The organism is Thermoanaerobacterium sp. PSU-2 (genome assembly GCF_002102475.1).
Classification (GTDB): Bacteria; Bacillota; Thermoanaerobacteria; order Thermoanaerobacterales; family Thermoanaerobacteraceae; genus Thermoanaerobacterium.
Map to the genome: position 1 here is coordinate 12,588 of NZ_MSQD01000018.1, position 26,748 is coordinate 39,335.

Consider the following 26,748-nt stretch of genomic DNA (forward strand, 5'->3'; position numbering starts at 1 on the left):
ATTATTTTAGTATTGTATCACTTGAATTATATCACTTTAATATAACCTTGGGCAATACCATATTTTAGAAAAAAATAAAGCGCTTTAAAGCGCATTTTAATTTTTTGTGTATTTTCCCATTACCACGATTATAGTATCAGCTTTCGCCTTTATTCCTCTGCCATCTGACCGTGGGAAAAGCAACAGATGATTTGCTGGTATCAATGCATTGTTTTTTAAATCTTTTCCACCTGTCAAATCCGATACGCCATCAGTGCTGGTGACAATCGTTGATGTATTGTCAGTTCTGACTATAGCCTCAGATCCTTGATAAAGTGTGATGCTTTCACCAGGTTTTAGTTCGACTATGTCGTAATTGCTGCTTGATGTGCTTGCTTTACTATCTATGTAGCTTTTTAAATCATCATACTTGCTATCTACATAGCTTTTTGTGACTATCGGATCCTGTTGACTACCGGGATCTTGAGTCGAATCAGCGTACACAATTCCAATTACAGCTAACATCACAACAAATACCAATATCAATCCATAAATCTTCTTCACAAGCTAAGCCCCCTTCTTTAATTTTATTTTATACAAAAAATTTGCCTATTTCAACAAAAATCTCTTTAAATCGCGAAAAATGCCATAAAAATAAAAGGACATTTTTCTAATCTGTCCTTAAAAATCTATCAATCCAAGGCTTATCTGCAATGCCTCATTTACTTTTTCCATCATCTCTTGGTCAAAATGGCCTATTTTTTCCCTTAGCCGCTTTTTGTCTATAGTCCTTATTTGTTCTAATAGAATAACTGAATCCTTATTAAGACCGTATTCCGTTCCATTTATCTCAACATGTGTCGGCAATTTAGCTTTGTTTATCTGAGATGTTATTGCTGACACGATAACTGTAGGGCTGTACTTATTGCCGATATCGTTCTGTATTACAAGTACGGGCCTAACACCACCCTGTTCTGAGCCTATGACAGGGCTTAAATCAGCATATAAAATATCTCCACGCTTTACAATCATATCAATCACACTTTTTCAATTTCTTTTCGTATCCGTTAAAGCATTCGTTGTCAGCGGTTAGGCCCAATTCCGCAAGTTCTGCATTTATAGCCGCCATCTCAAGGTACCCTTTCTTCATGCTCTCCCTTATCTTCATCTTCTTTCTCTCTTTAATGTATAATTTCATGGCTTCTCTTATAAATTCACTGCGGTTTCTATTTTCCATAGCTGCAAGTACATCAACTTCCTCCAGTAAGCTTTCCGGCAAACTGACGAGTATTCTTTTTGTCTCGCCCACAATTATGACCTCCTAACACACTTATATAATTTATTATATACTGCTATATATATTAATGTCAATCTTTATTATTTTTATACATAATATTATATTTAACATTTTAAATAATTTTCTACTTTTGTTATCTCTCCATTAAATATATATATTCTTGGTACCCGTCTGGATATTCCACAATATACTTCATAAGAAATAGTTTTTAATTTATTTGCAATTTCATCAGCGCTTATGAATTTGCCATCTGCTTCTCCCATAATAGTAGCAATATCTCCTTCCTTAACATCTTCAATCTCTGTCACATCAACCATACATTGATCCATGCATATTTTACCAACTATAGGAGCATATTTGCCATTTATTATGACATTGTGATTATTTGATAAAAGCCTATTTAAGCCATCTGCATACCCTATAGGCAAAGTAGCTATGCGGCTTTTTCTGTTTGTCCTATACGTTCTGTTGTAGCTTATATATTCTCCTTCACCCACATCTTTAACATAGACGACTTTCGATCTTAATGATATAGTGGGACGTAAATCAATTTTTTTATTGACTTCAGTTGAAGGAAAACTTCCATAAAGTATAATCCCCGGTCTTACCATGTCAAGGTGTGTTTCAGGCATGTCTAATATTGCAGCACTGTTTGCTATGTGCCTAATAGGAATGTATATACCAGACATTTTAAGCCTTTCTATAAGACTTAAAAAAATTTCAAGCTGCCTTAACGTGTACTCCTTGTCTTTTTCGTCTGATGACGAAAAATGGCTAAATATGCCTTCAATGTTGATTCCAGCAAGATTTGACATGGATAAAATCTCCTCATAAGCTTTATTCATGTCATTGTAGCCGATGCGACCCATCCCTGTATCTATCTTAACATGAATCTTAGCATCTTTGCCAAGCTTTTGAGCCACCTTTGCTACCTCTTTTACGTAACTTAGCTCAAATGCTGTCTGAGTAATATCGTGCTTTACAATCACATCAGCAAACTTTGCTGGAGTATATCCTAAAATGAGTATTGGCTTTGATATACCCTGCTCTCTTAGTTCCAGAGCCTCGTCTATTGTTGCAACAGCCAGATAATCTACACCACAATTTATCAATTCCTTCGACACTTCATACGAACCATGCCCATAGGCATTCGCCTTGACTACTGCCATTATGCCAGCATTTTTATCAGTGATTTTTCTTATCTCTTTGTAGTTGTGAATTATATTATCCAAATTAACTTCTGCCCATGTTGGTCTATACAAATTAAGCATAATTACCTCCAAATCAAATTAAAGAATTTAAAATCATCAGTGCTTCGTCAGAACTTATTTTTTCATTAATCATCAAATCAACAATGAGACCATTTCTATCTAAAATATATCTATTCCCTCTTTTATAATAAATAGTATTTCCAATGCGCCCTTTATCAAAGCCTTTCCCATCAAAAGCGCTAACACTTTCAACAATTTTTATTATATCATTACCGTTTAAATATGTTAAATTAATTGAATTATTATTTGACAAATCTACACTTATATTTTCAAGAGTATACCCTTTAGGAATGTATCCAGGAAATACTGGGTTTATGCCTGAGTATTTATATACATCTTTTATATCTACAGACATGTTAATATCAGTGCGGAAGTACCTGCTGAATGTAGAAATATCTTTTTCGGCAAAAAGGCCATCATCTAACTCTGGATTATACACGAAATTTGCGTACTTCATCTCAGCAAAAACCTTCCCATTTATGTCGTAAATCTTCATAGATACCGGTTTATAATCTTTTTTCGAAAATTCAACCGATTCACTGTACATAAAAGTATTCCCGTTTAAAATAGGAACATCGATTTGATAAAATTCGCCGTCTTCACTTTCTTTTATCTCGCCGGCTTTTTTAAAATTATCTATAAATGATGAAAACATGGAATATGCAGGTATGTTTTCGCTATCATCCTCTATAAATGTCTGATTTATTTTTGAAAAATACACGTAACTCCTATTGCCGTCGTACACGATGACTTTATCAGGTTTATTAGACTCATCGTATATTTCCATGCGGTACTTTCCATTTTTATGAAACTGCTTCATGGTATATCTCTTTATATTTTTATTATTATTAAGCTGAACTTCAACATCTGAAGTATAACTTTTTAAACTTTGAATTGCTTTTTTTACATTTGAAGGCACATCTAAGTGAGACTTTTTTATGCATCCTGACAAAAAAATTGTCAATATAAGCAATAGCACAAACAAAAGTCTCCTCAATCACATCACCTCTTTACATTTTCATTGCATATGGAATATATTCAAGTATGTTTGTCGCAGTAAGTCCGTATTCTCCATACTTTTCTGAAGCCATATCACCTGCTTTTCCATGGTAGTAAACTCCGTAAATGGCCGCTTTTACCCCTTTTAATCCCTGAACCAAAAATGACGATATCATGCCGGTCAAGACATCTCCAGAGCCTGCCGTAGCCATACCCGGATTCCCTGTACAATTAATATATATGCCTTCAGTATCGTTTCCTATTACTGTTCTTGAACTTTTAAGAACAAGTGTCGCTTTATACTTTGAAATGAACTTTTCAACAGTTGCGTATATATTATTATTTATATCATCAACAGAAACTCCTAATAATCTCGACATCTCGCCCATATGTGGTGTCAAAATTACATCTTTGCCGATTATCATATCCACTGAATCAGATATAGCATTCAATGCATCAGCATCAAGAACTAATGGTTTTTCAAGCTTTAATATGACTTCTTTTACAAACTCTTTTACATTGGAGCTATTTGTAAGCCCAGGCCCTATCGCCACAGCATCGACAGTATTCGCCAACTTTAATACTTCGCCAACTGAACCTAAATAAAATGCTCCATCTTTGTCATCCAATCCATACGTTATAATTTCTTTCAAACTGCTTTGCATAATTCCTTGTATAGCCTTTGGCACAGCTAATTTAACTATGCCACATCCTGTCTTTATTGCGCTCATAGCGCACAAAGCTGCTGCACCAGTCATGTCTTTTGAACCAGCTACAATCAAAAGCTTGCCATAATCTCCTTTATGGGTATTCTTATATCTTTTAGGCAATACAACATCGTACTGTGAAATCATATTGTATCTGCACTTAATATTGTCGACTAAATTATTCGGTATGCCTATGTCGGCCACAACCACTTTCCCAGCATAATCTACACCCGGATATACAGCAATCCCCTTTTTCATAAACTGCATAGTTACCGTAGCATTTGCTTTTACCGCACAGCCTTCTACCTTACCATTGTCACCATTTATTCCTGATGGTATATCGACAGATATGACGTATTTGCCAGATCCATTCACAATGTCTATGATGTCTTTGCTTATACCTGACACTTCTCTGTCGAGACCTGTTCCATATAGCGCATCTATGACTAAATCAGATTCTTTGATGCTCTTTTCAAGAAATTTTAGTTGCTCTTTTTGAAGGATTTCTGCCACGTAAATCCCCATATTGATTATTATGTCGAGGTTTTTCTTTGCATCACCAGAAATCAATCCTATACTTGATACTACAAAGACCTTCACATCAAAGCCTCTGTTGAAAAGGTATCTTGCAGCAACAAAGCCATCTCCGCCATTATTTCCTTTACCGCACATAATCACCACATTATTTCTATTGCAACTAATCAGGTATTCCGCACCATGTTCTGCCACAACGCGGCCGGCATTTTCCATAAGGCACATAGACGGTATTCCAAGAGAATTTATGGCTATAGATTCTATTTCTCTCATTTCTCCATTTGATACGATCTTCATAAACATCATCTCCGTTATCGTTCTATTAATGTTATTATAAACTTAAAGCTGCAATAAAAAAAGAAGGCTTTAAGCCCTCATATTGCAATTTTGCATTCTTTTGCGTATTCATCGTAATCATCTATGTATTGATAATATAAATCATCCATTATGTCTGACAAATGCAGCGGTGACAAGTCATCGATGCAAAATCTCTTTGCCATATCTTCCACTTTGTCTTTGTATGGACTTACATGAACTACTACATCACCAAGCTCTTCCTTCACTATACCCTTCTCAGTTATCTGCTCCGCAATTTCGATTCCGTACGACGGCACATCAACATTTTCGCCGCCATTAAATACTTTTACCTCTGATTTTACTACAGCGTATTTCCTCACTATCGTCTTGTCACCATAGTTTATTGTCGATACGTACTCGCTTACTCTTTTGTAATACATAATTTTACCCCCTTAATTCGTTCTAAGCTTTGAATTTTTATCAAAAATTTACTATTAAAGTAAAAATTCTATTATAATATTCTATTTATCCCTCAAAAATCCTTCTTTTTTTTAGAATATTTTTTATCGACAGAAAATGATATAATGTTCCACTTGTAAACATTTAACGCCACACAAATAGCCGATTGTACGGTTTTATGATCATAAAACTGGTTTATTTTTTATTGAATAAAGGCGAATTATGTCGAAAATTTTTTTGCAAAAAAATAAAAAAATAAAGGGATTTTGAAATCCCATCAGCAAGTTCTCAAATGATCGATAAATTGTCTGGCGGTTCTTGGTGACATGCCATTATGCCAAGAGCTCCATCTCATCGATTCTCTTATCAATGTATCTCTGTCTAAATCAATATGATATTTTTGAGCTAAAGATTCGACTATCTTTAAATATTCTTCTTTGCCAGGTGATTGGAAAGTAACAGTTATTCCGAACCTATCTGCCAATGAAAGTTTTTCTTGCTTTGTATCTAATGAATGAATTTCACTTTGTACATTATCAGTTAAATACTCTTTTATCATGTGCCTTCTATTTGAAGTAGCATATATTAAAACATTGGTAGGAAGCTTCTCTATACCGCCTTCAAGTGTTGATTTTAGAATTTTATATTCAGTCTCATTTTCTTCAAACGATAAATCATCCAAAAACAGAATAAACCTAAGGCCTCTTTTGCTTATGACACTTATAATTTTGTTTAAATCCAAAAGATCTTGGCGACTTACCTCAATAAGCCTAAGACCTCTTTTATAGTACATATTCAATACAGCCTTTACAGTTGAGGATTTGCCAGTTCCTCTATCTCCATAAAGCAAAATGTTTGAGGCTGGCAAACCTCTCAGAAACCTATCTGTGTTATCTATGACGATTCTATGCTCATTTTCATATCCTACCAAATCTTCAAATTCAATAGGATCGGGATTTTCTACACCAACAATCTTCCCATCAAGCCATCTAAATGCTCTATACACTCCATATATGCCACAGCCATTTTCTCTATAGTATTTTGCTACATCATCAGCGTTATTGCAGTCTACCAAATATTGTCTATGCCTTTCAGATGATTCTAAAAGATGTTCCCACGAAATCACATTAAATTTCAAACACTTTCTAAGGCAATCCGCAAAATCCACTTCCGAAAATCTTTTTAAGTATTCAAGCTCTCTTTTTGCAGCCATCTTCAATGTTTCATCAATGGAATCTTGTCCAAATTTCTCAGTTAACATGCTAAATATATTTTCATCAACTCTTGCTAATTCATCTATTTTCGATTTCCAAACCTCAGAATACACATTATTTTCCACAGCATAATTCGATAAATCCGAAAATAAATCGCTGTACAGCTCATAGACTTTGCCTTCATCCACTTTTTCACTGACAAGTAAATTTAAAATTTTTATGGCTTTGTCTACTGTAGCATCTTTCATTATATTTTTGTATATAATGATATTCTTTAAATCTTCTGTCAACTTAGATATATGCTCTTTGGTCACAACAATTATCCCCCTTATCCTTACACTATTTTAACGTACACTTTTCTATGCCTTGGACCATCAAATTCACAGAAGTATACGCCTTGCCATGTGCCTAACTGTATATCCCCATTTTCTATCATCAAATTAATGCTTGTCCCTACCAAGACAGATTTTATGTGAGCATCTGAATTGCCTTCTAAGTGCTTAAATCTTATTTGAGGAATGATTTCATTAAGACCTCTCAATATATCCTCTTTCACATCGGGATCAGCATTTTCGTTTATCGTCACACCTGCAGTAGTGTGTGGCACATGGATGAAGCAAATGCCATCCTTTATTCCGCTCGCTTTTACGATTTTTCTCACTTCATCAGTTATATCGATAATAGCCTCTCTTGCGGGCGTATCAATTTTAATAACTTCCATAGAACCACCTGCCTTCCGAATTATTTTATAAAATTATAACAAATTTATTTATGAAAATAAAATTCATCCTATAAACTTACAGAAATCTCCCAAAGAATATATTATAAGCCTATGCAGCGCTCGCGTACATGCAATGTACAAAAGATTTCTGTCGTATTCGGTTTTGTAATTTTCATTCGATGCATTAAAGACAAACGCAACGTCGAATTCTAAACCTTTAGCCTCATAAGGCGTAATTATGTTTACACCTTCTATCACTTCGTCGTCTTTTGAGTTTAAAAGTTTCACATTGATAAAATTCTTCATTGTGCCGTAGACTTTATTCGCTTCATCTTTTGTCTTTGCAATGACGCCAATCGTCTTATACCCATCTGCAAAAAGTTCCGAAGCATTATTTGCTATATTTATGCATATTTCTTCAAAACTATATTTGCGGACCAATTGTGGTTTATCGCCATGCCTTTCAAACGGCATTATCTTTGGAGGATGTTTAAGCAATCCAATAGAAAATTCATTTATCTCATAAGTAGATCTGTAACTATTTTCTATGAAAAACTTTTTTATTTTCCTTTTGGCAAAAACTTCATCAATAAGATCGTAAAAAGCCTCATTTATTCCTCTGTCAAGTGTTTGGTTCACATCTCCCAATACAGTGAATTTAGCATCATAAAACATCAAATTAAATATTTTATAAAAAATCTGTGAATAATCTTGTGCTTCATCTATCACAACGTGTTTTATTTTTTTGCGAGACTTAAATCCCTCCACCTTGTACTTCAAATATAATAACGGTCCGATATCTTCGTAATATACTTTTCCATCATCTATGTTTTTACAAGTCAATTCAGCTATCTTAAAAAAATTTTCAGATAAATCTATGTTTAGTCCGTATGAAAGCCTTTTAAACAAATCTTTATCAGAAAACAGCAATCTGTAAACATATAAGAAATTTACATCTGTGAAACTATTTAATTGCTTTTTAATCCTCCTCATTTCTTTTATGGACAAAAGGCGGCTGTATGCCTTTATTTCAAATTCATGTCCTTTGCGATCTTCAACAAACCTTTCAATTTTAGAAAGCCTTCCTTTTCTAAGATAATGGATCTTATCAAATATCTTCATCTCTATTCTTTCAAGTCTTTTTTTCATTGGTCGGTTCATCTTGTCATTTAAAAATTCATTCTTTAAATCATGCCTGCTGTACACCACTTTGCCATCGTAATACACATCTTTAAACTCTATCACATTCCTCTCATAATATGATAAAAGTCTGTCTAAAACCGCAATAAATTCCGAAGAATTTTTAAGCCTTGCAGAATCCAACATGACTTTGTCTTCACACGACGAAAGCCTTTCTACATAATCGGACCTTTCCTCAACATGTACTACATCTCCTATGGCATTTTTTACAAAGTCCTCAAAGATAATTTCATTTACATTTTCTTCACCTAATTCTGGCAGCACATTTTTTATGTATTGACTAAAAATTTTATTGGGCGAAATTATGAGTATGTCATCTTTCTTTAAATTTTTATCTCTTTCAAAATAAAGCAAATAGGCTATCCTATGCAGTGCTATGGATGTCTTCCCGCTTCCTGCAACACCTTGAACTACTAAAACATCTCCATCTACATCTCTTATTACCTTATCTTGTTCTTTTTGAATAGTTTCAACAATTGTCCTCATCTTTGCTGTAGAATTACGCCCTAAGGCTTCTCTCAAAATTTCGTCATCTATTACTATATTGCAATCAAAGTAATATTTTAACTTCTTATCTTCAATCTTGTACTGCCGCTTTAGCACTACATCTCCTTCTATAATTCCGTCTGGAGCTTCGTAAAAGGCTCTGCCCTTTTCAAACCTGTAAAACACACTTGATATAGGCGCTCTCCAATCGTATACGATAATATCGAATGTATTCGGATCTCTCAAAGTTTTAAGCCCTATATATATTTTTTCCAATAAATCTGAACCGCTTTCTATAAAATCAAATCTACCGAAATAAGGAGAACTAGCCATTTTATTCAATGATTTAAGATTTCTTAAAATCTCATTGTAGTACACAATATGTCTTTTAAGCTCATTTATATATGGATTCACCTCTACTAATCTATCAAAATTGTCAGGTGTATTAGGCGCATATTGCAAAACATCTTCTCTCAACTGCTTTATATTTGTGCCCTCTATCATGAGCATTTGTTTCAATCTGTATATTTCATTCTCGATAAAACCGATAGTCCTATTAAGGTATTCAAACTCCAATTGATAATCATTGGTTCGCATTTTACCACTCCCTTTTAAGACTTCGATTATTAATGTTAATGTTGATATATTTTCTGTGGATATTGTGGATAAGTTTGTTAATAACTGAAATTCAATTGTTGTCAATGTGAATTACATGTTAGCATATAAAATATCTTTCCTTAATGATTGATGTTTAAAATCTTGTACAAAAAGTATATAGACATTGCATTTGTAAATACCGCCAAGGGTACTAAAACCTTGAAGCTTATGTGCTTTGTCTTATGGTGAAATATGTACATACCACAAAAAACGCCTATACCTCCCAACAAAAATGACAAAAGAAAAAGAGTTCTTTCTTTAATCCTCCACTTTCCATGAGTGGCTTTGTACTTGTCTACACCCATAGTGGCAAACGTAATGATATTCCACACAAAGATAATTAACCAAAATACTTTCACAATATTCATCCGCCTTTTTTTAAGTTTAATTTTATTTTAAAACAAAACTACAAAAAAATAAAATGAATAAAAATTTTATTCCTATCAAAATACTGTGATTTAAATCACAGTATTTTGATGTAGTCTTTTGTATACTGGAAATAGAAAAAGGAGGATGTATATCATGGAAAATAGAGTTGATAAACTAGCTGACGTACTTAAAAGGCTTAACAATAGCGAAGATCCTGAGACGGTAAAAAGCGAAGCAAGAGAATTGATAGAAGACCTTACTGCCGAAGAATTATCTTTAGCAGAGCAAAAATTAGTTGATGAAGGAATGCAAGCAGAAGAGTTAAGAGGGCTTTGTTCGGTTCACATGGAGATGCTGGAAGGACAGCTAAACGGATTGAAAGAGTCTTTGCCTGACGATCACGTGTTGCAAACACTTATATTAGAACACGATGAAATACTAAAGCTACTTGACAAATTAGAGCTTTTAAACATAAAGATACAGAAAATGTCGTCACCACAGGAAGACAGAGCCTTGTTATCAGATTTAAAAGAAACTGCAGAAGGCATTTTAAGCGCCGAAAAGCACCACAAAAGAGAAGAAGACGTATTGTTCCCTGAACTGGAAAAACTGGGTATAACAGGTCCAACAAGGATAATGCGTCTTGAGCATGACGAGATACGATTGAGAAAAAGAAGTTTGGTAGAGCTTGCAAGCAACATCGACTACATCGATTTTGCAGATTTTAAAGACAGAGTGAAAGAACTATCAAACTACATCGTATTCAACATGAGAGATCATATCTTTAAAGAAAATTACATCCTATATCCCACGGCCTATGAGGCAATTGAAGATGATAAACTATGGGCTGACATGAAAAATAGATGCGATGAAATAGGATACTGCCCATTTACACCATTAAAGTAATTTACAAGGTGGCATTACCACGCCACCTTGTTTTTTTATTGCTTTTCTGCATATAACCTATCGTCTTTCAATATGTGCTTTTCAATCCAATCCACCAAAAAGTTTAAAATATCTTTTATGTACTCGTCTTGATTTTGATCTATCTTATCTAAATCTATGTTGTTAATCTTCTCTTTAAAGTCATCGTGCAGCACTTTATGTGAAAGCAACTTTTTAAAGCCTATGCTTTTCATGTAGCCTTCTTCATAGTCAAAATGGTAAATCGTATAGTCCTTCAACTCTTTTATTATGTCTACAATGTGATCGTATTTATCAATGGCAAATTCATTCTTCAATAAATCGTACGCTTCATTTGCAATATCAAAAAGTCGCTTATGCTGCTTGTCTATCTCGTCAATGCCAAGCCTAAAATCTTCTTTCCAAGTTATCATTCAATCTCCTCCCCATAATTTTTTTATAATTTTAACATATATACGATTTGCGAACAATATCTCATAAAAAATTTTTCAGTAGTCTTAAAATCAAAAAAATTGTATAATAGATACGGTGTAAATATTATTTGGGGTGATCATATGAAATACAAAATGGTTGTAGCAGACGCAGATGGGACTTTGTTAGACGACAAAAAAAAGATCTCTGAAGTCACGAAAAATAGTGTAAAAAAGTTTCGCAATATGAGAGGTATTTTCACATTGGCAACAGGTAGAGGCATCATATCAGCGACTCCATACATAAAAGAACTTGATATTGATGTGCCTGTCATACTTTTTAACGGATGTGTAATATACGATCACATAAATAAAAAAATACTGCATGAAAATTATCTCTCTGACGATTTATACAAGCTTATAGCGAAAAAATGGCAAGAAGGAAAATACGATGTAGACATTCTTGTATACAGTATAGACGGCATATACATAAATAAGATATCCGATTTCATCAAATCATACATGGAAACAGAGCACGTAAAATGCGATTTAATCGAAGATCTCAGCAAACTTGATAAAATTATAAAGGTGCTTTTCAGAGGAAATAGGGACACATCTTTAGAGCTTGTAGACGAAATAAGGCAATCATCAAACGAGCCTTTTACGTGCGTACAGTCAGACGAATATTTTATAGAAATTCTCCCTTATGGCATTACAAAAGGATCCGCACTCATAAAATTATGTGATATTCTCAATGTAGACATTAATCAGGTTGTAGCAATAGGCGATCAAGACAATGACAAAGAAATGATAATCAAAGCAGGATTTGGCGTTGCCATGGGAAACGCTGATGACGCCATAAAAAGAAACGCCAACTATGTAGCAAAATCCAATTTAGAAGATGGTGTCAGCGATGTAATAGAAAAAATCATACGCGATGAGTTTTAAAAAAGCCGGTAATCCCGGCTTTTTTAATGACTGACCTGGAAGTCATATACCATCTTCGATATTTCCCTTATTACAGTATAGGCATCCGAATTATCAGATCCATCTACATTGTTGCCCATGATGGTCAAAATATACGGTTTTTGCGTATAAAAAACAATAGCTGTATCATTTACTACATTTGATAGATTTCCAATTTTATGAGCAACAGTTATATTGCTTGGCAAAGGATATGAGATCCTATCGTTATAAATAGTATTTTCAAGATAACTTAGAAGCTCTCCTGCCGTGCTGCTGTGCGCATTTGCATAATTTAATATATCCTCCATGTAGATGCTTAAATCCCTTGGAGATGTGACATTATCTGAATATGGCACAACATAAGCACCTAAACTTTCTATGAAATTCAAATAATTGTCATATCCTACAACTCTCATCAACATATTTGATGCTATATTGTCGCTTTCTTCTATAGATTTTTTTGAAAGTTCCCTAATTGTATAATAAGTTCCAACAGGATCATACTGTATAGAGCCAGACCCGCCTTCATAATCTTGTGATGTATACTGTACTTCCATATTTGGATCTAATTTCCCTTCGGTTATAAGTGTATACACATAAAAATTTAGAGGAACTTTATATGTGCTGGCGGCAATAAAGGATCCATAACCATTTATATCAAAAGTCTCGCCAGAGTTTAAGTCTATGAAGTATACTCCGTAATTTCCCGTATGCTGGCTAAGCAGTGTCTCAATATTTTCTTTAAGTTCCTGATAATTAGAAGCATTGTCAAGCTGTTGCGGTACTGTCACTGGCGGATGTGGTATAAGCAGCTTCTCGCCAACATATAAAGATGCGTTGTCACTCAATCCGTTTTCATCCAGAATATCTTGAACAGATGTCCCGTATTTCTTCGCTATAAAATAGATATTGTCATTTGGTTGTACATAATAGACGACTGGATTTTCCCACGAAGCATTTTGAATAGCATTGTAAGTATTAGGCCCTACAATCCCGTCTGCAACCAAGTTTTCTGCTTTTTGAAAAGCCAACACCCCATTTAATGTGTTGTTGCCAAAAACACCATCAATAGCACCCGTGCTAAATCCAATGCTATTTAATATGCTTTGTAGCTCCGATACATCAGTACCGTAAGTCCCAGTGTATAAAAGCCTTGAACCAAACTGAAATTGTGGAAGTCCGCTATCACCGTATGATATGACAGGCACGAAGACCATGCTCAACATTAATAGATATAAAAATAACATTTTAATCTTGCGCAAACTGCATTCCCCCTTTCCGGTATATTATATAATATATATATTTATATGTCATTAGTATATACGAACCTTGATTTCCATAATATATCAATCAATCACAAGGCGGAAGGCTTTATAGCTTGACATGCAAGTCGCATATATGGTATTTTTAAGTGAGCATGCAATATACACAAAAAAGGATGTGAGATAATTGAATAATTTGTCAATGCTTAAAAGACAACATAGTGAGATGTTGGAAATTATAAACAACATACACACTCTGTTAAAAAGAGGTAAATTAGATGATGTCGCCGGAGACATCGCATACAACATAAACAATTTAGCTGGTAAGTCTAAAATACACATGATGTCCGAAGACGAATTTTTATATCCAAGTCTTATTTCCAGTAGTCATGAAGACATAAAAAATACAGCTAAATCATTTCACGACAAAATGGGCAATATAAATGAACTGTTTGTAAGTTTCGTAAAAAAATACAACATTCCTTCTAAGATCCGTGAAAATGGTGAATCTTTCATAGAAGAAGTCAATAGAATCCTTAAACTTATGTCTGATAGGATAAATAAAGAAGATAATTATTTGTATCCGCTTATAGAGAAAATAAACTGAATAATAAAATAATATTACGTATTAAAAGCCTCAGAAACATACCAATAACATTTCTGAGGCTTTTTAATATCATACATTGTCGTTTAATAAAACCATGTGTACATGGTCTTCCCATTTACCATTAATTTTCAGATACTTATATGCTATTCCTTCATTGTAAAATCCCAATTTTTCGACTACTTTTAATGATGGCTTATTTTTTGGCATGATGTTTGCCTCAATTCTGTGCAGCTTAAAATCGTCAAAAATTATATCAATTCCTCTTTTAACCGCTTCAGTCATATAACCATTATTGATTTCATCTTTGTCTAATTTGTACCCCAAATGACATGATAAGAATGCGCCTTTTACGATGTTGTTAAAACATACTGTACCGATTATTTTTCTGTCATCATTCTTTTTAAATATCCACATTCTAAGCAAATCATTATTTTCGATGCCTGTCAATTCCTTTTCCAGATTTTCCTGCTGATACTCCTTTGTGTAAAACTTCTCATCTCTTAAAGGTTCCCACTTCTGTAAAAAAGTCCTATTTCTCAAATAGTAATCTAATACTAATTCCGCATAAGTTTTATCCAGTATTCTTAACATCAACCTTTCTGTTTCATAGACTTTTTCCATATACAACTTCTCCATTCTTCTTTATGATTTTATGCACATGAAGCATCCAATCCTAATTTAATTTTATCCAATGTACCCTCCTATCCTTTCTAAATCCTGCTTTTAATGCCAAGTTCATAGACTTTACATTATCTTCTTCAATATGTACAAATGGAAATTGGCCAAGTTCCAGAAGCCTCTTTATCATTGCAACAGTTACATCCATGCCATATCCTTTCCTTCTGTAATCTTCCAATACATTCAAAAAACCTATGGCTCCATCATCATGTGTAATCGCCCATGCCACCAACTTTTCATCTTCATAGATGCCAAGACCAATGCCATTTTTTATCCTATCTTCAATATATTCAATTGATATATACTCTTTATACTTGGAATTCTCGAATATATATGGAGCATCTGCAATTGATAAGTCAACAACATGTGATTTTACGGTCGGCAGTGGTACATTAGAATCATAGACTAGTTTAACACTTGTAAGTCGGGACTTTATTTTCCTGTTTTTCACAATATATGAGAGCATCCAGTCCTCAATGACTGCAAAACATTTATCCTCCTCATCCAACCCCTCAATAAGTTGAAAGAACTCATCATAGGATTTGCTGCTAATATAAACCCAATCTTCATCGCTTATTCCTCTAACAAGTACTGAATCTCCAACTGATTCAATGATATAAATAGGATAATTTCTAATAAAGTTGATGATATTAATGTTCCTTGTTTTGTCTTTTTCAAGCAGTTTTAATACCTTGCCACTTAAAAAATCTAATACCTTTCTTAGAAGTATCGGCTGTACATCCGCATAAGTAAGATTATCAGGCATCATTTTAAAAAAGCTTACTTCGCATATCTCGCTATCTGGCAAAGGCCCCATTTCATTTACTTTTGCATAAAGCAATCTCCCAGATGTAGTTATCTCATCCATGGTAACAGAGTAATCACATACGGGCTCAATTTTGTATTTTAACGCCCCTGTTTCCTCAAATAGCTCCCTTGAAGCAGTTACATTAATATCTTCATTCTTTTCTCTGTGACCGCCAGGCACTTCCCATGTATTTTTGTCCTCATGCCTTACAAATATCCATTTTCCTTTATAAGTAGCGAATATAACAGCAAAATTAAACTGACTATTGCTTAATTCACCTATCCTGTAAAACTTTATCTCCATAGTTATACCCCAATCTCATTTACTTTTCTTAAAATTTTTATATAGACCCTTAAATAAAATTGATACCTATATTTTCACTTTTAACACAATTTCTTGAGTCAATTTTCACAAAATTTTTTCGCGTAAATTTAATTATGGAATTAGTTTGAATTGATTTTTTCATCTATATCATTATACTTAAAATGATTATCACTGAACAAAAATTTACCTTTATTTACTGCCTTGCCTTTCCTGTCAAATGCTCAATATTAATTTTAATGACTTTTGCCTTAATACCACTCTTTCGTATGTATTCCATCCCTTTCTCCATAAACTCGCCAGAGTATTTTTGAATTAGCGCAACCAATGCATCCTCCTTTTCCTTATCATATACTTCCACCGCACGTCCAAACACTATTACACTCTCATACCTATAACTAAACTTATCAGGTATTGGTTCAGTATTGCCAACCACACAAAAAGAAACTTTATTGTTATAAACAATATTGTCCAACTTGCTTCCTTCAGCAGCACAATGAAAATAAATGTTTCCTTCATGGTATATGTAGTTTAGAGGAACTCCATAGGCATATCCATTTTCACATACTGTAGATAACACTCCATATTGTCCTTTTCTTAACAGTTCAATAGCCTGTTCGTCATCAATAGATCTATCTTTTCTTCTCATTTCCTTAAACATTTTCTGCTTTCCCCCATAATTAAATAGTATTCTTTTATCATTATACACTAAACTTTATTATAAAAAATCTAAATAAAAAAAATTAAAGAGAATGAAATTATAGCTTATTTTTTACATTCTCTTTGAAAAATAATTTGAAAAGAAGATAACCAATGCAAGTTCTATTAAAAGTAGTGAAGCAACCATGATTAAAACCATTTTATTAACATTCATAAATCCTAATGCCATAACCAAAACTAAAATCACATAATTCATAATTTTGCTTGTCATATAACCAACCTTTTCTCTGATTCTTGTATTGCGTTCATCATTTACCTCTATCTCTATCAATCTCTTTATTCTTTATTCTTTCTTCTTCCGTTGCTGATATTATAAAAGAACGCAACAAATTGCCAACCCCAAACACCAATATTACAGAACCTAAGCCAATACATAAACCTGAAACCATTTTTAACTCTTCTTTTGTAAATACAAAACCTCCTAAAAATAATAGTACCAATTCTACTACCGCGGTAGATAAATACGACAATTTTCTATCCATTATTCTTCCTCATCATAAATAAAAATATCTTCAATCTGCATATCAAAATATCGGGCTATCCTAAATGCCAATATGATTGAAGGATTATATCGCCCATTCTCAAGAGAACTTATCGTCTGTCTTGACACTTTTAACGCTTCTGCAAGTTCTTCTTGTTTAATGCCACGCTGTCTTCGTATTTCTTCCAGCCTGTTTTTCACAAATTATCACTTCCTCTTATGGAAAGTTCACTTTACATTTTTATTTTATCGCTTCATTTGCCGAATGTCAAGCTGACTTTACATCCTTAAATAAAAAATAACTTCTTGATGTTTTATTCCCATGTACAAACAAAAAAGCAGTCCCATCGTATTTCTCACGATTTCCCTGCTCTTTAAAAACTTATTGACGAAGACAATATTCCCAACTAAAACGCATCACAAATTTTAATTTAATCATCAAAGCTTTTTGCCAAATCAGCCAAGGTTTTGTCATTTACTCTATACACAGTCCACTCATCCATTGGAACTGCCCCTAACCGTTTATAAAATTTAATAGATGGTTCATTCCAATCAAGGCAGCTCCATTCAAGTCTGCCACAATTTCTTTCTACAGCAAGCTTTGCCAAAAATGACAGCATTATTTTACCAAGTCCTTTACCTCTCATCTCAGGCTTTATATACAGATCTTCTAAGTATATCCCCGGCCCACCTAAAAAAGTGGAAAAATTATAAAAGAATAATGCAAATCCTATAGGTTTATCCTCATACTCACCGATAATAACTTCTGCGACTTTACGGTCAAACAATGATTCTTCCAATAATTTCTCCGTCGCCACAACCTCATGCAACATATTTTCATATTCAGCCAGCTCTTTGATAAAGCTTAAAACTAACGCCACATCTTTTTTCCTCGCAAATCTTAATTTAAACTTTTCAAGCTTTGTATCGATTAATTCACTCATTCTTTAGGCCCTCCTACAGCATAGTATTGTCAAAAGTTTTGTCACTAAATTCGACTCATACCCTTGATTTTTATTCAACAGATATCGTTTTTTGCTTCAACTTTCCTGCTTTTTCATTGCAGGAGTTTTTAACGATATCATCTAGATTTTCATGCTTAATATTTCTCCAGGCAATCCATCCATTTCGCATATCATATGTGTGGTAAATCCATTCTTAATTAATATTTTCCTGGAAGCAATGTTATTGGGGTCTATAATCGCTATAATTTTATTTATTTGCTTACTTTCCTTTGCTTTATCAATTAATAACTTAGCAATTTCACTACCAATCCCTTTACCCCAATAATCAGGCAATAACATATAACCAAGTTCTGCTTCTGTAGAACTCCGTTCTTTTACTTTTAGCAAAGCAGACCCAATAAATTTATTAGTTGAAATTTCCATTACTTTAAAATTGCCAAATAAATTATGCAATTTATTATTACTCAAAACTGAATTATACCTTTTTACTGCTTCATCTAAAGAAATAGCCCTTCCCGTAATCATAGCCATTACTCTTTCATTACTAACCAACTTAAAATATTTATCAAAATCCATAGATGTAAATTTTTCTAAATATATTCCTTTATTCATAAACTCACCCCTATTTTATTTGTAATAATTATTTGAGAAAATCGCGCAATTAATCTTTTAATTAAAGTATATTGCTTCATTTCCATCAAACTCAGCTATATCTCCATGCCATGAACATTTATAAACATACTTATCCTGTTCAAATAAAGAAGGTCCTCTAAATGGGTTTTCAACAAGCACTGCCTTTAACGCACTTTTCAAGCATTTGCTGAATCCTGACGAGATTTCGTCAACAAGCATCTTCCCGTAGTAATTCATCCCCCATATGGGCTTCTGGTTTTCAAATACCACTTCTTCACCAATAAAATCATCACTTCCAAAGTAAGAGTCTATGTACAGTAAATTACCTTCACCATAATATAAATCCTTTGAGTTCGGTCTCGAAGATACAGAAATAGCCCCATCTCCAGCATATGTATTCTTTTTTGCTCTGACCAGAAATCATTTCAAAGCCAATTCTGTACAGTTCACTATACCACCCTTCCTATTTATTCTCGCTCTATTTCTTTACTCTTTTTATAATCACTGTAATAATACTCAATGCTGCTAAAACTATAAATATTATAAGTAAGCTCCAGATTAATTGTTAATTACACAGAAAAACCATAAATAATCTAATATTTAATGGCATTGCATTAATTTTTTTTATAACTTAATTATGATACGCTTTTGTTAAATCCAAACTTCTTGTTTTTACCTCAAAAATACATGTTAATCATATTATACCATATGTCAACGATTTAACCATGTTTAATCATAACCTAGAACATTCATCTATTTTATGTTAAAATATTTTTAAAAAAAGTATCGAAAGACAAGGTGGGAATATAATAAATGAATATTGAGATTAAAAAAGCTACAATTGAAGAAAAATCTATACTCCGAAATTTATTGGAATTATACCAATATGACTTTAGCGAATTTGACGGTAGTGATATTAATGAGCACGGATTATTCGGGTATAAATATCTGGATCACTACTGGACTGAAAATAACCGTTATCCTTTCATAATAAGAGTTAATGGCAAATTGGCTGGCTTTGTCCTTGTAAGGGATCTTATAAACACCGATAATACTATTACTCACTGCATTTCGGAGTTTTTTATTATGAGAAAATACAGAAGACAAGGAATCGGCAAAACAGTTGCTCAAAAAGTTTTTGATATGTTTCCAGGCTATTGGAGTGTAGCCCAAATTGAACAAAACATTCCTGCACAAAACTTCTGGAGAAAAGTCATCTCTGAATACACAAAAGGCAATTATCGTGAAATTTATCAAAATGATGATAATTGGGTAGGCCCTATACAATTGTTTATATCAAAAGGTGCACCTATTATAAACAACAATTTTAATTGCGCGAATAATGATAAAATCGATTAAGGTCAACAAAAAAATCATGGCACCAGCAAGAGTTTTTACCACATTTCCGCCATGATTTTTTACTAACTCCATTTTTATCACATATACCCGTCATCGTATGCTTATTATATATCTTCATCAATCATTTTTTAAATCTTATAAAAGTCTTATTGTTAAAACTACCATACTATTTTATTTCAACTCTCGCTGTTTCTAACCACTTATCTAATGCACTTTTGCTAAATATATAATCATTACCTATTTTGATATATGGTATACCTGAATCTTTTTCGTTAACAATGTCTAATAATTTACTTTCCTCAATTCCTAAATATGAAGATGCTGTAGATAAGTCATAAGTATTTCTTGTGTAAACAACATTAGCATTGTTATTGTACATATTATTTACGATATTACTTAATCCTTGAGACATATCAGACAAACCAGTACCAACATAATCTCCATTGCTTCTCATTCCATTTGCAATGATAACAGCACTTATAATAATAGATATTGACAAGCAAATAATAGAAAATGGCAATGCCTTATCTTTTAACATGGTATAATCACTCTCCCTTTTATAGTTCAATATAACATTATTATACATTAAATAAATTTATTAACACAAATTATATTAAAATAAACTTCATCTACACAGCCCTCAACACCTTATACTTTATTCCTGATAAAAAGTAAACCCCGCAGTAAGACAAATGTTACCCTATGTCCACTGCGAGGTTTTGGAATAAACTTTATTATCATGGAGAAAATTTATTTTTATTCAACTGTCACGCTCTTTGCGAGATTTCTTGGTTTGTCGACATCACAGCCTTTTTCTACTGCCATGTAGTATGCTAAAAGCTGCAGCGGTATTACCGTTATTATCGGTGCGACTTCTTCCATAGTCTTTGGTATATAAAGGACTTTTTCGACTATGCCCTCTAATTGGTTGTTGCCTTCCATCGCAAAAGCAAGGACGTATCCGCCTCTCGTTGTAACTTCTCTTATATTGCTTAACATCTTTTCAAAAAGGTGTTCTTGAGTTGCTAACGCTATGACTAATGTGCCATCTTCAATAAGAGCCAATGTGCCATGCTTCAACTCGCCTGCCGCATAAGCTTCTGAGTGTATATATGATATTTCTTTTAGCTTTAGTGATCCTTCCATTGCGACAGCATAGTCAAGACCTCTTCCTAAATAGAAGACATCTTTTGAATTAAAATGATTTGACGCAAATTCTTGAAGCTCATCTTTATAATCCAGTATGTGTTTTGCTTTATCTGGTAGCTGCTTTAATTCATCGCATATAGCTTTAGCGTATTCTTTATCTATTGTTCCTTTTTTGAGTGCTAAATCCAATGCGATCAGATACAATGCTACAAGCTGTGTCGTATAAGCTTTTGTAGACGCAACGGCAATTTCAGGTCCCGCCCAAGTGTATATGACATCATCAGCTTCTCTTGATATGGAGCTACCTACAACATTTGTAATTGCTATAACTCTTGAGCCATTTCTTTTGGCTTCTTTTAAAGCAGCAATAGTATCTGCAGTTTCACCTGATTGACTGACTACTATCGTCAATGTCTTTTCGTTTATAATAGGTTCTCTGTACCTGAATTCTGATGCTATGTCGACTTCTACTGGTATCCTGGCAAACTTTTCAATCACATATTTACCTACTACACCAGCATGGTATGCCGTTCCACAAGCGACTATGAATATCTTATCGATTTTATCTATTTCATCTTTTGTTATATTTACCTTATCCAAAACTATTTCGTTGTCGTTGACTATACGTCCTCTTAATGTGTCTTTTATAGCGTTTGGCTGTTCGTGGATTTCTTTCAACATGAAATGCTCATAGCCGCCTTTTTCTGCTGATTCTACATCCCATTTTACCTCAAACACAGATTTTTCAACATCTTTTCCAAATGCATCTATGACTTTGATGCTGTCCTTTTTTATTATCGCAATTTCTTTATCATCAAGGAAGTAAACTTTTCTGGTGTATTTCAGTATTGCTGGTATATCTGATGCAATATAATTTTCTCCATCGCCAAGTCCTACGATAAGTGGAGCGTCTTTCTTGGCTGCCACAATCATGTCTGGATGATCCTTTGACAACACTCCAAGTGCATACGAACCATCAATTCTGTCAAGAACTTTCATGACAGCTTCCACAATATCTCCATTGTAATAGTACTCGAGAAGATTTGCCACCACTTCTGTATCTGTTTCTGACTTAAATGTGTAACCTTCTTCTATAAGTCTCTTTTTAAGCGGCAGATAATTCTCGATTATGCCATTGTGAACGACAGCTATTATACCCGATTGTGACAGGTGTGGATGTGAATTTATATCAGATGGTTCTCCATGTGTTGCCCATCTGGTATGGCCAATTCCAATAGAACCAAAAAGATTCTCTTTTTTCAACGATTCTTCAAGCTGGCTTATTCTACCTTTTGCCTTTTTTATATTTATATTGCCATCATTTATCACAGCTATTCCTGCTGAGTCATATCCTCTGTACTCCAACTTTTTAAGTCCTTCTACTAATATTGGTGTCGCCTGTTCATCACCAATATATCCAACAATTCCACACATAGTAAATGTCTCCTCTCAGTATTTTTATTAAGTTACCCTGCTCAAACCGCTCTATGCCAATGGTCACCCATGGTTTTCCCGGTTTTTTATCGACCGCAGGAAGCCGCAGGGCATCCGCCGATAACTCGATTAACCCTGTCCTCGTCAACTTAGAGTTTCCCCTAAGCCCAGGCGCTTTTATTCAGTTGTGTGTTTCATGGGCATTCCCCCTTTCAAAGTATTTAATAATATTAATAAGGAAGTAATAATACCTCCTTTATTAATCATGCATTATCCTAACTTCTTTTCAATCAAATTTGCCAATTCTCTGGCCATTGATTCTATCTTCTCTTGATCTTTGCCTTCTACCATCACTCTTACTAATGGTTCTGTCCCTGAAGGTCTTATAAGGACTCGACCTTCTCCTTTCATCTCTTCTTCAAGTTTTTCTATCTCTCTTGCTATGTCTTCATCGTCCATGTATTTATATTTCAGCTCATTTTTTACTTTTGCATTTATCAAAACTTGCGGATATGAAACCATGACATTGGCCAATTGTGACATCTTTTTGCCGCTTTTAACGAGCAATTCAGCCACTTTTAAAGCGGTTATCTCGCCATCGCCTGTTGTGTTGTGATCGAGGAAAATTATGTGTCCCGACTGTTCACCGCCTATTGAGTATCCATTTTTCACCATTTCCTCTAAGACATATCTATCTCCAACTTTTGTCTTTACCACATCTATGCCATTTTGCTTTAATGCTATGTCTAATCCTATATTGCTCATAACCGTGACGACAACTGTGTTTTTATTTAGTTTCCCTGTATTTTTAAGATGTATACCACACATAGCCATTATGTGGTCTCCGTCTACAACATCACCATTTTCATCAACTGCAATAAGCCTGTCTGCATCGCCATCGAAAGCAAACCCTACATCAGCACCCGTTCCAGCTACAATCTCCTGAAGCACTTTCGGATTTGTAGATCCACATTTGACATTTATTTTTTCTCCGTTTGGATGTGAACCGTATAATATCACGTCTGCCCCTAATTCGTGAAAAAGTATAGGTGCAACTGTGCTGCTTGCTCCATACGCACAATCTAAAACCACTCTAAGTCCCTTTAAATCACAATCTATAGTAGATTTCAAAAATTCAATGTAATCCCTCTGTGCGCTCTCACTTTCCACTACATTTCCAACATCCAATCCTGTAGGTGTTGGCAACTGGCTTTTTTCATTTATTATCTTCTCTATTTTGTCTTCTACTTCATCAGGAAGCTTATATCCATCTTTATTAAAAAATTTGATGCCATTGTATTCAACAGGATTATGTGACGCTGAAATGACCACACCAGCATCTAATTTATAATGTCTTGTCAAATATGCAACAGCAGGTGTAGGTATGATACCAGCATCTATGACTTCTGCTCCAACAGACGTAAGTCCTGCCGTCAATGCGCTTTTTAGCATATCTCCAGATACTCTGCTGTCACGCCCTATTAAAATTTTTGGCCTTCTTGAACATTCCGTCAAAACATACGCACCAGCTCTTCCAAGCTCAAACGCAAGTTGTGGCGTAAGATCTTTGTTGGCAATCCCTCTTACACCATCTGTGCCAAATAATCTAGCCATAAAATCCATTCCTTTCAGTATCAAAAAATCATACGATAATATTTTATCACACTAATAGATCCAATGCAATTTACCGTAGGTATGCTTAATTCTATGAATAATTTAGCACAATCCCTCACAGCTATTTTAAATTCCGATTATTTATAAGGCTATTTAATGAATTTACCACTTCATGAGCCATCTTATCCAAGCAATCGCCTTTATCCATCGATACATCTGGGTATATGCTTTTGCCTATCGTTACAGAAATCCTTCCTGCATGTGGAAAGTACTCTCCCATAGGCAATACAACATCAGTTCCGCTTATACCTACAGGCACAATTGGGTATCCTGTTTTGCATGAGATATACATGGCACCTTTGTAAATTTTTATTACGCTTTTGTCAAGTGATATTCCCCCCTCTGGAAACAAAGCGATAGATCTCCCATCATCAAGCATCTTGATGGCTTCCTTTATTGCGTTTACATCTGCAGAATTTTTTTTGATAGGAATTGCTTCTAAGGCGTTTAAAATCAAATTCAAAATAGGTATCTTATACAAATCCTTGCTGGCTATGAAAAAAACTCTTCTATCGATGGCGTCCATAAGCGCTATCGGATCTAATATGCTTTTGTGATTAGCCACAAATATACATGGTCCATCCGGCAAATCGCCTAACAAATCTACGCTGAGTCCAAAAAATAGGGATATAATCGCTAAAGTAATGACCTTAATAAAATAGTACAGAATCATTCATACCACCTATAACTATAATAGATAAAACAGAAAAAAAAGTTCTTTAAAAATGAAACCTCCACAATGGGAGGTTTTTATCTTACCACAAGCTGAGAAGCTATAAATTCTTTGCCTCTTTCGTATGCTTTTATATTTAGAGGTATGAGATTTTCTTTGCCTTCAAAAACCTTGCCAAACGCAGTTTTAATAGCAGCCTCACTGATCATGTTTTTTAAACCAATCAAAGCCCCAATCATGATTGAATTAGCCACTTTGAGATTTCCCAGTTGATTTGCAATATCATTTGTGGGAATTCTGTATACTTCAATATCCCTTCTTTTGTGTTCTATAGTAATCAACGAACTATTTATAAGCAGCAATCCACCTTTTACAATATCTTGCTCATACTTTTCTAAAGAAGGCCTATTCATAGCAACAACTACAGTTGCCTCATTTATTATTGGTGAGCCTACTGGTTCATCAGATATGGTAACATGGCAGTTGGCTGTGCCTCCTCTCATCTCTGGTCCATACGACGGCAGCCACGATACGTTTTTCCCATCCATCATTCCTGCATATGACATTATAAGCCCCATCGACATAATGCCCTGTCCGCCAAATCCTGCAAATATTATCTTTTCATTCATTTTATTTTTCCTCCTCTAAGGTGTTTTTGTATACACCTAATGGATAGTATTGCTCCATCTTGTCTTTTATCCATTTTAATGCTTCGTTTGGTGACATGCCCCAGTTTGTTGGACAGCTTGACAGGACTTCTATCATTGAAAATCCTTTTTTGTCTATTTGGGCTTTAAATGCGTTTTTGATTGCTTTTTTGGCGTTTAATACGTGTTTTACGTCATACACTGATACTCTTTCGATGTATGCTGCTCCTTCTAATGTTGATAGCATTTCACACATTTTTATTGGGTATCCGTTTGTTTCTGGTTTTCTTCCGTATGGGGTTGTGAGGGTTTCTTGCCCTATCAGTGATGTTGGTGCCATTTGGCCTCCTGTCATGCCGTATATGGCGTTGTTTATGAATATTACTGTTATGTTTTCTCCTCTTGCTGCTGCATGTACTGTTTCTGCTGTTCCTATTGCTGCTAAGTCTCCATCTCCTTGGTATGTGAATACTATTTTGTCGGGGTGTACTCTTTTTATGCCTGTTGCTACTGCTGGTGCTCTTCCATGGGCTGCTTCTTGCATGTCGCAGTTGAAGTATTCGTAGGCGAATACGGCGCATCCTACTGGTGCTACGCCTATTGCTTTGTCTAATACTCCTAATTCTTCCATTGCTTCTGCTACAAGTCTATGGACTATGCCGTGCGTGCAGCCTGGACAGTAGTGAAATGGTGCGTCTGTTAGTCCTTTTGTTTTTTGAAATACTACTGCCATTATTTTTTCCCCCTTATTTTTTTGATTTCTTCTAATATGGCCATGGGTTCTGGTACCATTCCTCCTGCTCTTCCGTAGAAGTGGACTTCTTTTTGCCCGTTGACTGCTAATTTT

The 26,748-nt window shown here is 34.3% G+C and carries 32 protein-coding genes and 1 pseudogene; 4 read left to right on the forward strand and 29 right to left on the reverse strand.

The annotated features are described in order from the left end of the window. Positions 1-96: 96 nt before the first annotated feature. The 11 genes from BVF91_RS11680 to BVF91_RS11730 form a co-directional block, all read right to left on the reverse strand. Complete coding sequence (locus BVF91_RS11680; RefSeq protein ID WP_085113574.1) at positions 97-543, reverse strand: hypothetical protein; 447 nt, start codon at positions 541-543, stop codon at positions 97-99. Between the two features lie 117 nt (positions 544-660). Continuing rightward, positions 661-1,011, reverse strand: a complete 351-nt coding sequence (locus BVF91_RS11685; protein WP_014758038.1) for a type II toxin-antitoxin system PemK/MazF family toxin — start codon at positions 1,009-1,011, stop codon at positions 661-663. 1 nt (position 1,012) lies between these two features. Beyond that, positions 1,013-1,288 carry a CopG family ribbon-helix-helix protein gene (locus BVF91_RS11690; protein ID WP_013297076.1) on the reverse strand — a complete coding sequence of 92 codons (276 nt, stop codon included), beginning with the start codon at positions 1,286-1,288 and terminating at the stop codon, positions 1,013-1,015. A gap of 92 nt (positions 1,289-1,380) precedes the next feature. Next, complete coding sequence (gene alr, locus BVF91_RS11695; protein WP_085113575.1) at positions 1,381-2,547, reverse strand: alanine racemase; 1,167 nt, start codon at positions 2,545-2,547, stop codon at positions 1,381-1,383. Between the two features lie 13 nt (positions 2,548-2,560). Beyond that, the gene (locus BVF91_RS11700) at positions 2,561-3,544 is read right to left on the reverse strand and encodes a LolA family protein (protein ID WP_085113576.1); all 984 of its coding nucleotides are present in this window, start codon (positions 3,542-3,544) and stop codon (positions 2,561-2,563) included. 13 nt (positions 3,545-3,557) lie between these two features. Beyond that, positions 3,558-5,084, reverse strand: a complete 1,527-nt coding sequence (locus BVF91_RS11705; protein ID WP_085113577.1) for an NAD(P)H-hydrate dehydratase — start codon at positions 5,082-5,084, stop codon at positions 3,558-3,560. 77 nt (positions 5,085-5,161) lie between these two features. Beyond that, the gene (locus tag BVF91_RS11710; protein ID WP_085113578.1) at positions 5,162-5,524 is read right to left on the reverse strand and encodes a DUF6514 family protein; all 363 of its coding nucleotides are present in this window, start codon (positions 5,522-5,524) and stop codon (positions 5,162-5,164) included. 296 nt (positions 5,525-5,820) lie between these two features. Continuing rightward, entirely contained in the window at positions 5,821-7,071 is a 1,251-nt protein-coding gene (locus tag BVF91_RS11715; protein ID WP_085113579.1) for an ATP-binding protein, read from the reverse strand. Between the two features lie 20 nt (positions 7,072-7,091). Further along, the gene (locus BVF91_RS11720) at positions 7,092-7,478 is read right to left on the reverse strand and encodes a secondary thiamine-phosphate synthase enzyme YjbQ (protein WP_085113580.1); all 387 of its coding nucleotides are present in this window, start codon (positions 7,476-7,478) and stop codon (positions 7,092-7,094) included. Positions 7,479-7,541: 63 nt separating this feature from the next. Further along, positions 7,542-9,761, reverse strand: coding sequence for a HelD family protein (locus tag BVF91_RS11725; RefSeq protein ID WP_085113581.1), 2,220 nt, complete (start codon positions 9,759-9,761; stop codon positions 7,542-7,544). Positions 9,762-9,901: 140 nt separating this feature from the next. Continuing rightward, entirely contained in the window at positions 9,902-10,189 is a 288-nt protein-coding gene (locus tag BVF91_RS11730) for a DUF1294 domain-containing protein (RefSeq protein ID WP_168170214.1), read from the reverse strand. Between the two features lie 154 nt (positions 10,190-10,343). On the opposite strand from BVF91_RS11730, the gene BVF91_RS11735 reads away from it, so the two are divergent. Further along, positions 10,344-11,096 (forward strand): DUF438 domain-containing protein, encoded by a 753-nt coding sequence (locus BVF91_RS11735; RefSeq protein ID WP_085113583.1) that lies wholly within the window; start codon positions 10,344-10,346, stop codon positions 11,094-11,096. Positions 11,097-11,131: 35 nt separating this feature from the next. On the opposite strand, the gene BVF91_RS11740 is transcribed toward BVF91_RS11735, so the two are convergent. After that, positions 11,132-11,527, reverse strand: a complete 396-nt coding sequence (locus tag BVF91_RS11740) for a bacteriohemerythrin (protein WP_085113584.1) — start codon at positions 11,525-11,527, stop codon at positions 11,132-11,134. 141 nt (positions 11,528-11,668) lie between these two features. On the opposite strand from BVF91_RS11740, the gene BVF91_RS11745 reads away from it, so the two are divergent. After that, positions 11,669-12,472 (forward strand): Cof-type HAD-IIB family hydrolase, encoded by an 804-nt coding sequence (locus BVF91_RS11745; protein ID WP_085113585.1) that lies wholly within the window; start codon positions 11,669-11,671, stop codon positions 12,470-12,472. Between the two features lie 23 nt (positions 12,473-12,495). Here BVF91_RS11745 and BVF91_RS11750 read toward each other — a convergent pair whose 3' ends face one another. Beyond that, positions 12,496-13,716, reverse strand: coding sequence for a serine hydrolase (locus BVF91_RS11750; protein WP_206199058.1), 1,221 nt, complete (start codon positions 13,714-13,716; stop codon positions 12,496-12,498). 223 nt (positions 13,717-13,939) lie between these two features. Between BVF91_RS11750 and BVF91_RS11755 the strand changes: the two genes are divergently transcribed. Then, positions 13,940-14,359, forward strand: coding sequence for a hemerythrin domain-containing protein (locus BVF91_RS11755; protein ID WP_085113586.1), 420 nt, complete (start codon positions 13,940-13,942; stop codon positions 14,357-14,359). A 69-nt stretch (positions 14,360-14,428) separates the two neighbouring features. Here the strand turns inward: BVF91_RS11755 and BVF91_RS11760 are convergent, their stop codons facing one another. From BVF91_RS11760 to BVF91_RS13415, 9 genes are all read right to left on the reverse strand, one after another. Next, positions 14,429-14,980 (reverse strand): GNAT family N-acetyltransferase, encoded by a 552-nt coding sequence (locus tag BVF91_RS11760; protein ID WP_085113587.1) that lies wholly within the window; start codon positions 14,978-14,980, stop codon positions 14,429-14,431. Between the two features lie 52 nt (positions 14,981-15,032). After that, positions 15,033-16,148 carry a GNAT family N-acetyltransferase gene (locus tag BVF91_RS11765; RefSeq protein WP_085113588.1) on the reverse strand — a complete coding sequence of 372 codons (1,116 nt, stop codon included), beginning with the start codon at positions 16,146-16,148 and terminating at the stop codon, positions 15,033-15,035. A gap of 214 nt (positions 16,149-16,362) precedes the next feature. Further along, positions 16,363-16,827: a pyridoxamine 5'-phosphate oxidase family protein gene (locus tag BVF91_RS11770; RefSeq protein WP_085113589.1), complete on the reverse strand. Its 465-nt coding sequence runs from the start codon at positions 16,825-16,827 to the stop codon at positions 16,363-16,365. A 111-nt stretch (positions 16,828-16,938) separates the two neighbouring features. Beyond that, positions 16,939-17,157, reverse strand: a complete 219-nt coding sequence (locus tag BVF91_RS11775; RefSeq protein ID WP_085113590.1) for a hypothetical protein — start codon at positions 17,155-17,157, stop codon at positions 16,939-16,941. Next, positions 17,135-17,368: a hypothetical protein gene (locus BVF91_RS11780; protein ID WP_085113591.1), complete on the reverse strand. Its 234-nt coding sequence runs from the start codon at positions 17,366-17,368 to the stop codon at positions 17,135-17,137. The genes BVF91_RS11775 and BVF91_RS11780 overlap by 23 nt, the downstream gene beginning before the upstream one ends. Next, positions 17,368-17,568 (reverse strand): helix-turn-helix transcriptional regulator, encoded by a 201-nt coding sequence (locus tag BVF91_RS11785; RefSeq protein ID WP_085113592.1) that lies wholly within the window; start codon positions 17,566-17,568, stop codon positions 17,368-17,370. Before BVF91_RS11785 ends, BVF91_RS11780 begins: the two co-directional genes overlap by 1 nt. Before the next feature lie 230 nt (positions 17,569-17,798). Further along, positions 17,799-18,311: a GNAT family N-acetyltransferase gene (locus BVF91_RS11790; RefSeq protein WP_085113593.1), complete on the reverse strand. Its 513-nt coding sequence runs from the start codon at positions 18,309-18,311 to the stop codon at positions 17,799-17,801. 141 nt (positions 18,312-18,452) lie between these two features. Beyond that, positions 18,453-18,944, reverse strand: a complete 492-nt coding sequence (locus BVF91_RS11795) for a GNAT family N-acetyltransferase (RefSeq protein WP_085113594.1) — start codon at positions 18,942-18,944, stop codon at positions 18,453-18,455. Between the two features lie 57 nt (positions 18,945-19,001). Then, on the reverse strand, positions 19,002-19,382 hold the full coding sequence (locus BVF91_RS13415) for a DUF5680 domain-containing protein (RefSeq protein WP_350353828.1): 381 nt from the start codon (positions 19,380-19,382) through the stop codon (positions 19,002-19,004). Between the two features lie 396 nt (positions 19,383-19,778). Between BVF91_RS13415 and BVF91_RS11805 the strand changes: the two genes are divergently transcribed. Beyond that, a complete protein-coding gene (locus BVF91_RS11805) occupies positions 19,779-20,324 on the forward strand; it encodes a GNAT family N-acetyltransferase (protein ID WP_085113595.1) in 546 nt (181 codons plus the stop codon). A gap of 166 nt (positions 20,325-20,490) precedes the next feature. Here BVF91_RS11805 and BVF91_RS11810 read toward each other — a convergent pair whose 3' ends face one another. The 7 genes and pseudogenes from BVF91_RS11810 to BVF91_RS13635 all read right to left on the reverse strand — a co-directional run. Next, positions 20,491-20,892: a helix-turn-helix domain-containing protein gene (locus BVF91_RS11810; RefSeq protein WP_240495886.1), complete on the reverse strand. Its 402-nt coding sequence runs from the start codon at positions 20,890-20,892 to the stop codon at positions 20,491-20,493. A gap of 188 nt (positions 20,893-21,080) precedes the next feature. Continuing rightward, entirely contained in the window at positions 21,081-22,907 is a 1,827-nt protein-coding gene (gene glmS, locus BVF91_RS11815; RefSeq protein ID WP_085113597.1) for a glutamine--fructose-6-phosphate transaminase (isomerizing), read from the reverse strand. Positions 22,908-23,177: 270 nt separating this feature from the next. Continuing rightward, positions 23,178-24,521: a phosphoglucosamine mutase gene (gene glmM, locus BVF91_RS11820; RefSeq protein ID WP_085113598.1), complete on the reverse strand. Its 1,344-nt coding sequence runs from the start codon at positions 24,519-24,521 to the stop codon at positions 23,178-23,180. A 121-nt stretch (positions 24,522-24,642) separates the two neighbouring features. After that, positions 24,643-25,254: a lysophospholipid acyltransferase family protein gene (locus BVF91_RS11825; RefSeq protein ID WP_085113599.1), complete on the reverse strand. Its 612-nt coding sequence runs from the start codon at positions 25,252-25,254 to the stop codon at positions 24,643-24,645. A gap of 77 nt (positions 25,255-25,331) precedes the next feature. Next, positions 25,332-25,883 carry a 2-oxoacid:ferredoxin oxidoreductase subunit gamma family protein gene (locus BVF91_RS11830; RefSeq protein WP_085113600.1) on the reverse strand — a complete coding sequence of 184 codons (552 nt, stop codon included), beginning with the start codon at positions 25,881-25,883 and terminating at the stop codon, positions 25,332-25,334. Between the two features lies 1 nt (position 25,884). Next, entirely contained in the window at positions 25,885-26,634 is a 750-nt protein-coding gene (locus BVF91_RS11835; protein WP_085113601.1) for a thiamine pyrophosphate-dependent enzyme, read from the reverse strand. Continuing rightward, positions 26,634-26,748 (reverse strand): annotated as a pseudogene (locus BVF91_RS13635) (3-methyl-2-oxobutanoate dehydrogenase subunit beta); the annotation flags it as partial. The pseudogene BVF91_RS13635 and the gene BVF91_RS11835, both read right to left, overlap by 1 nt.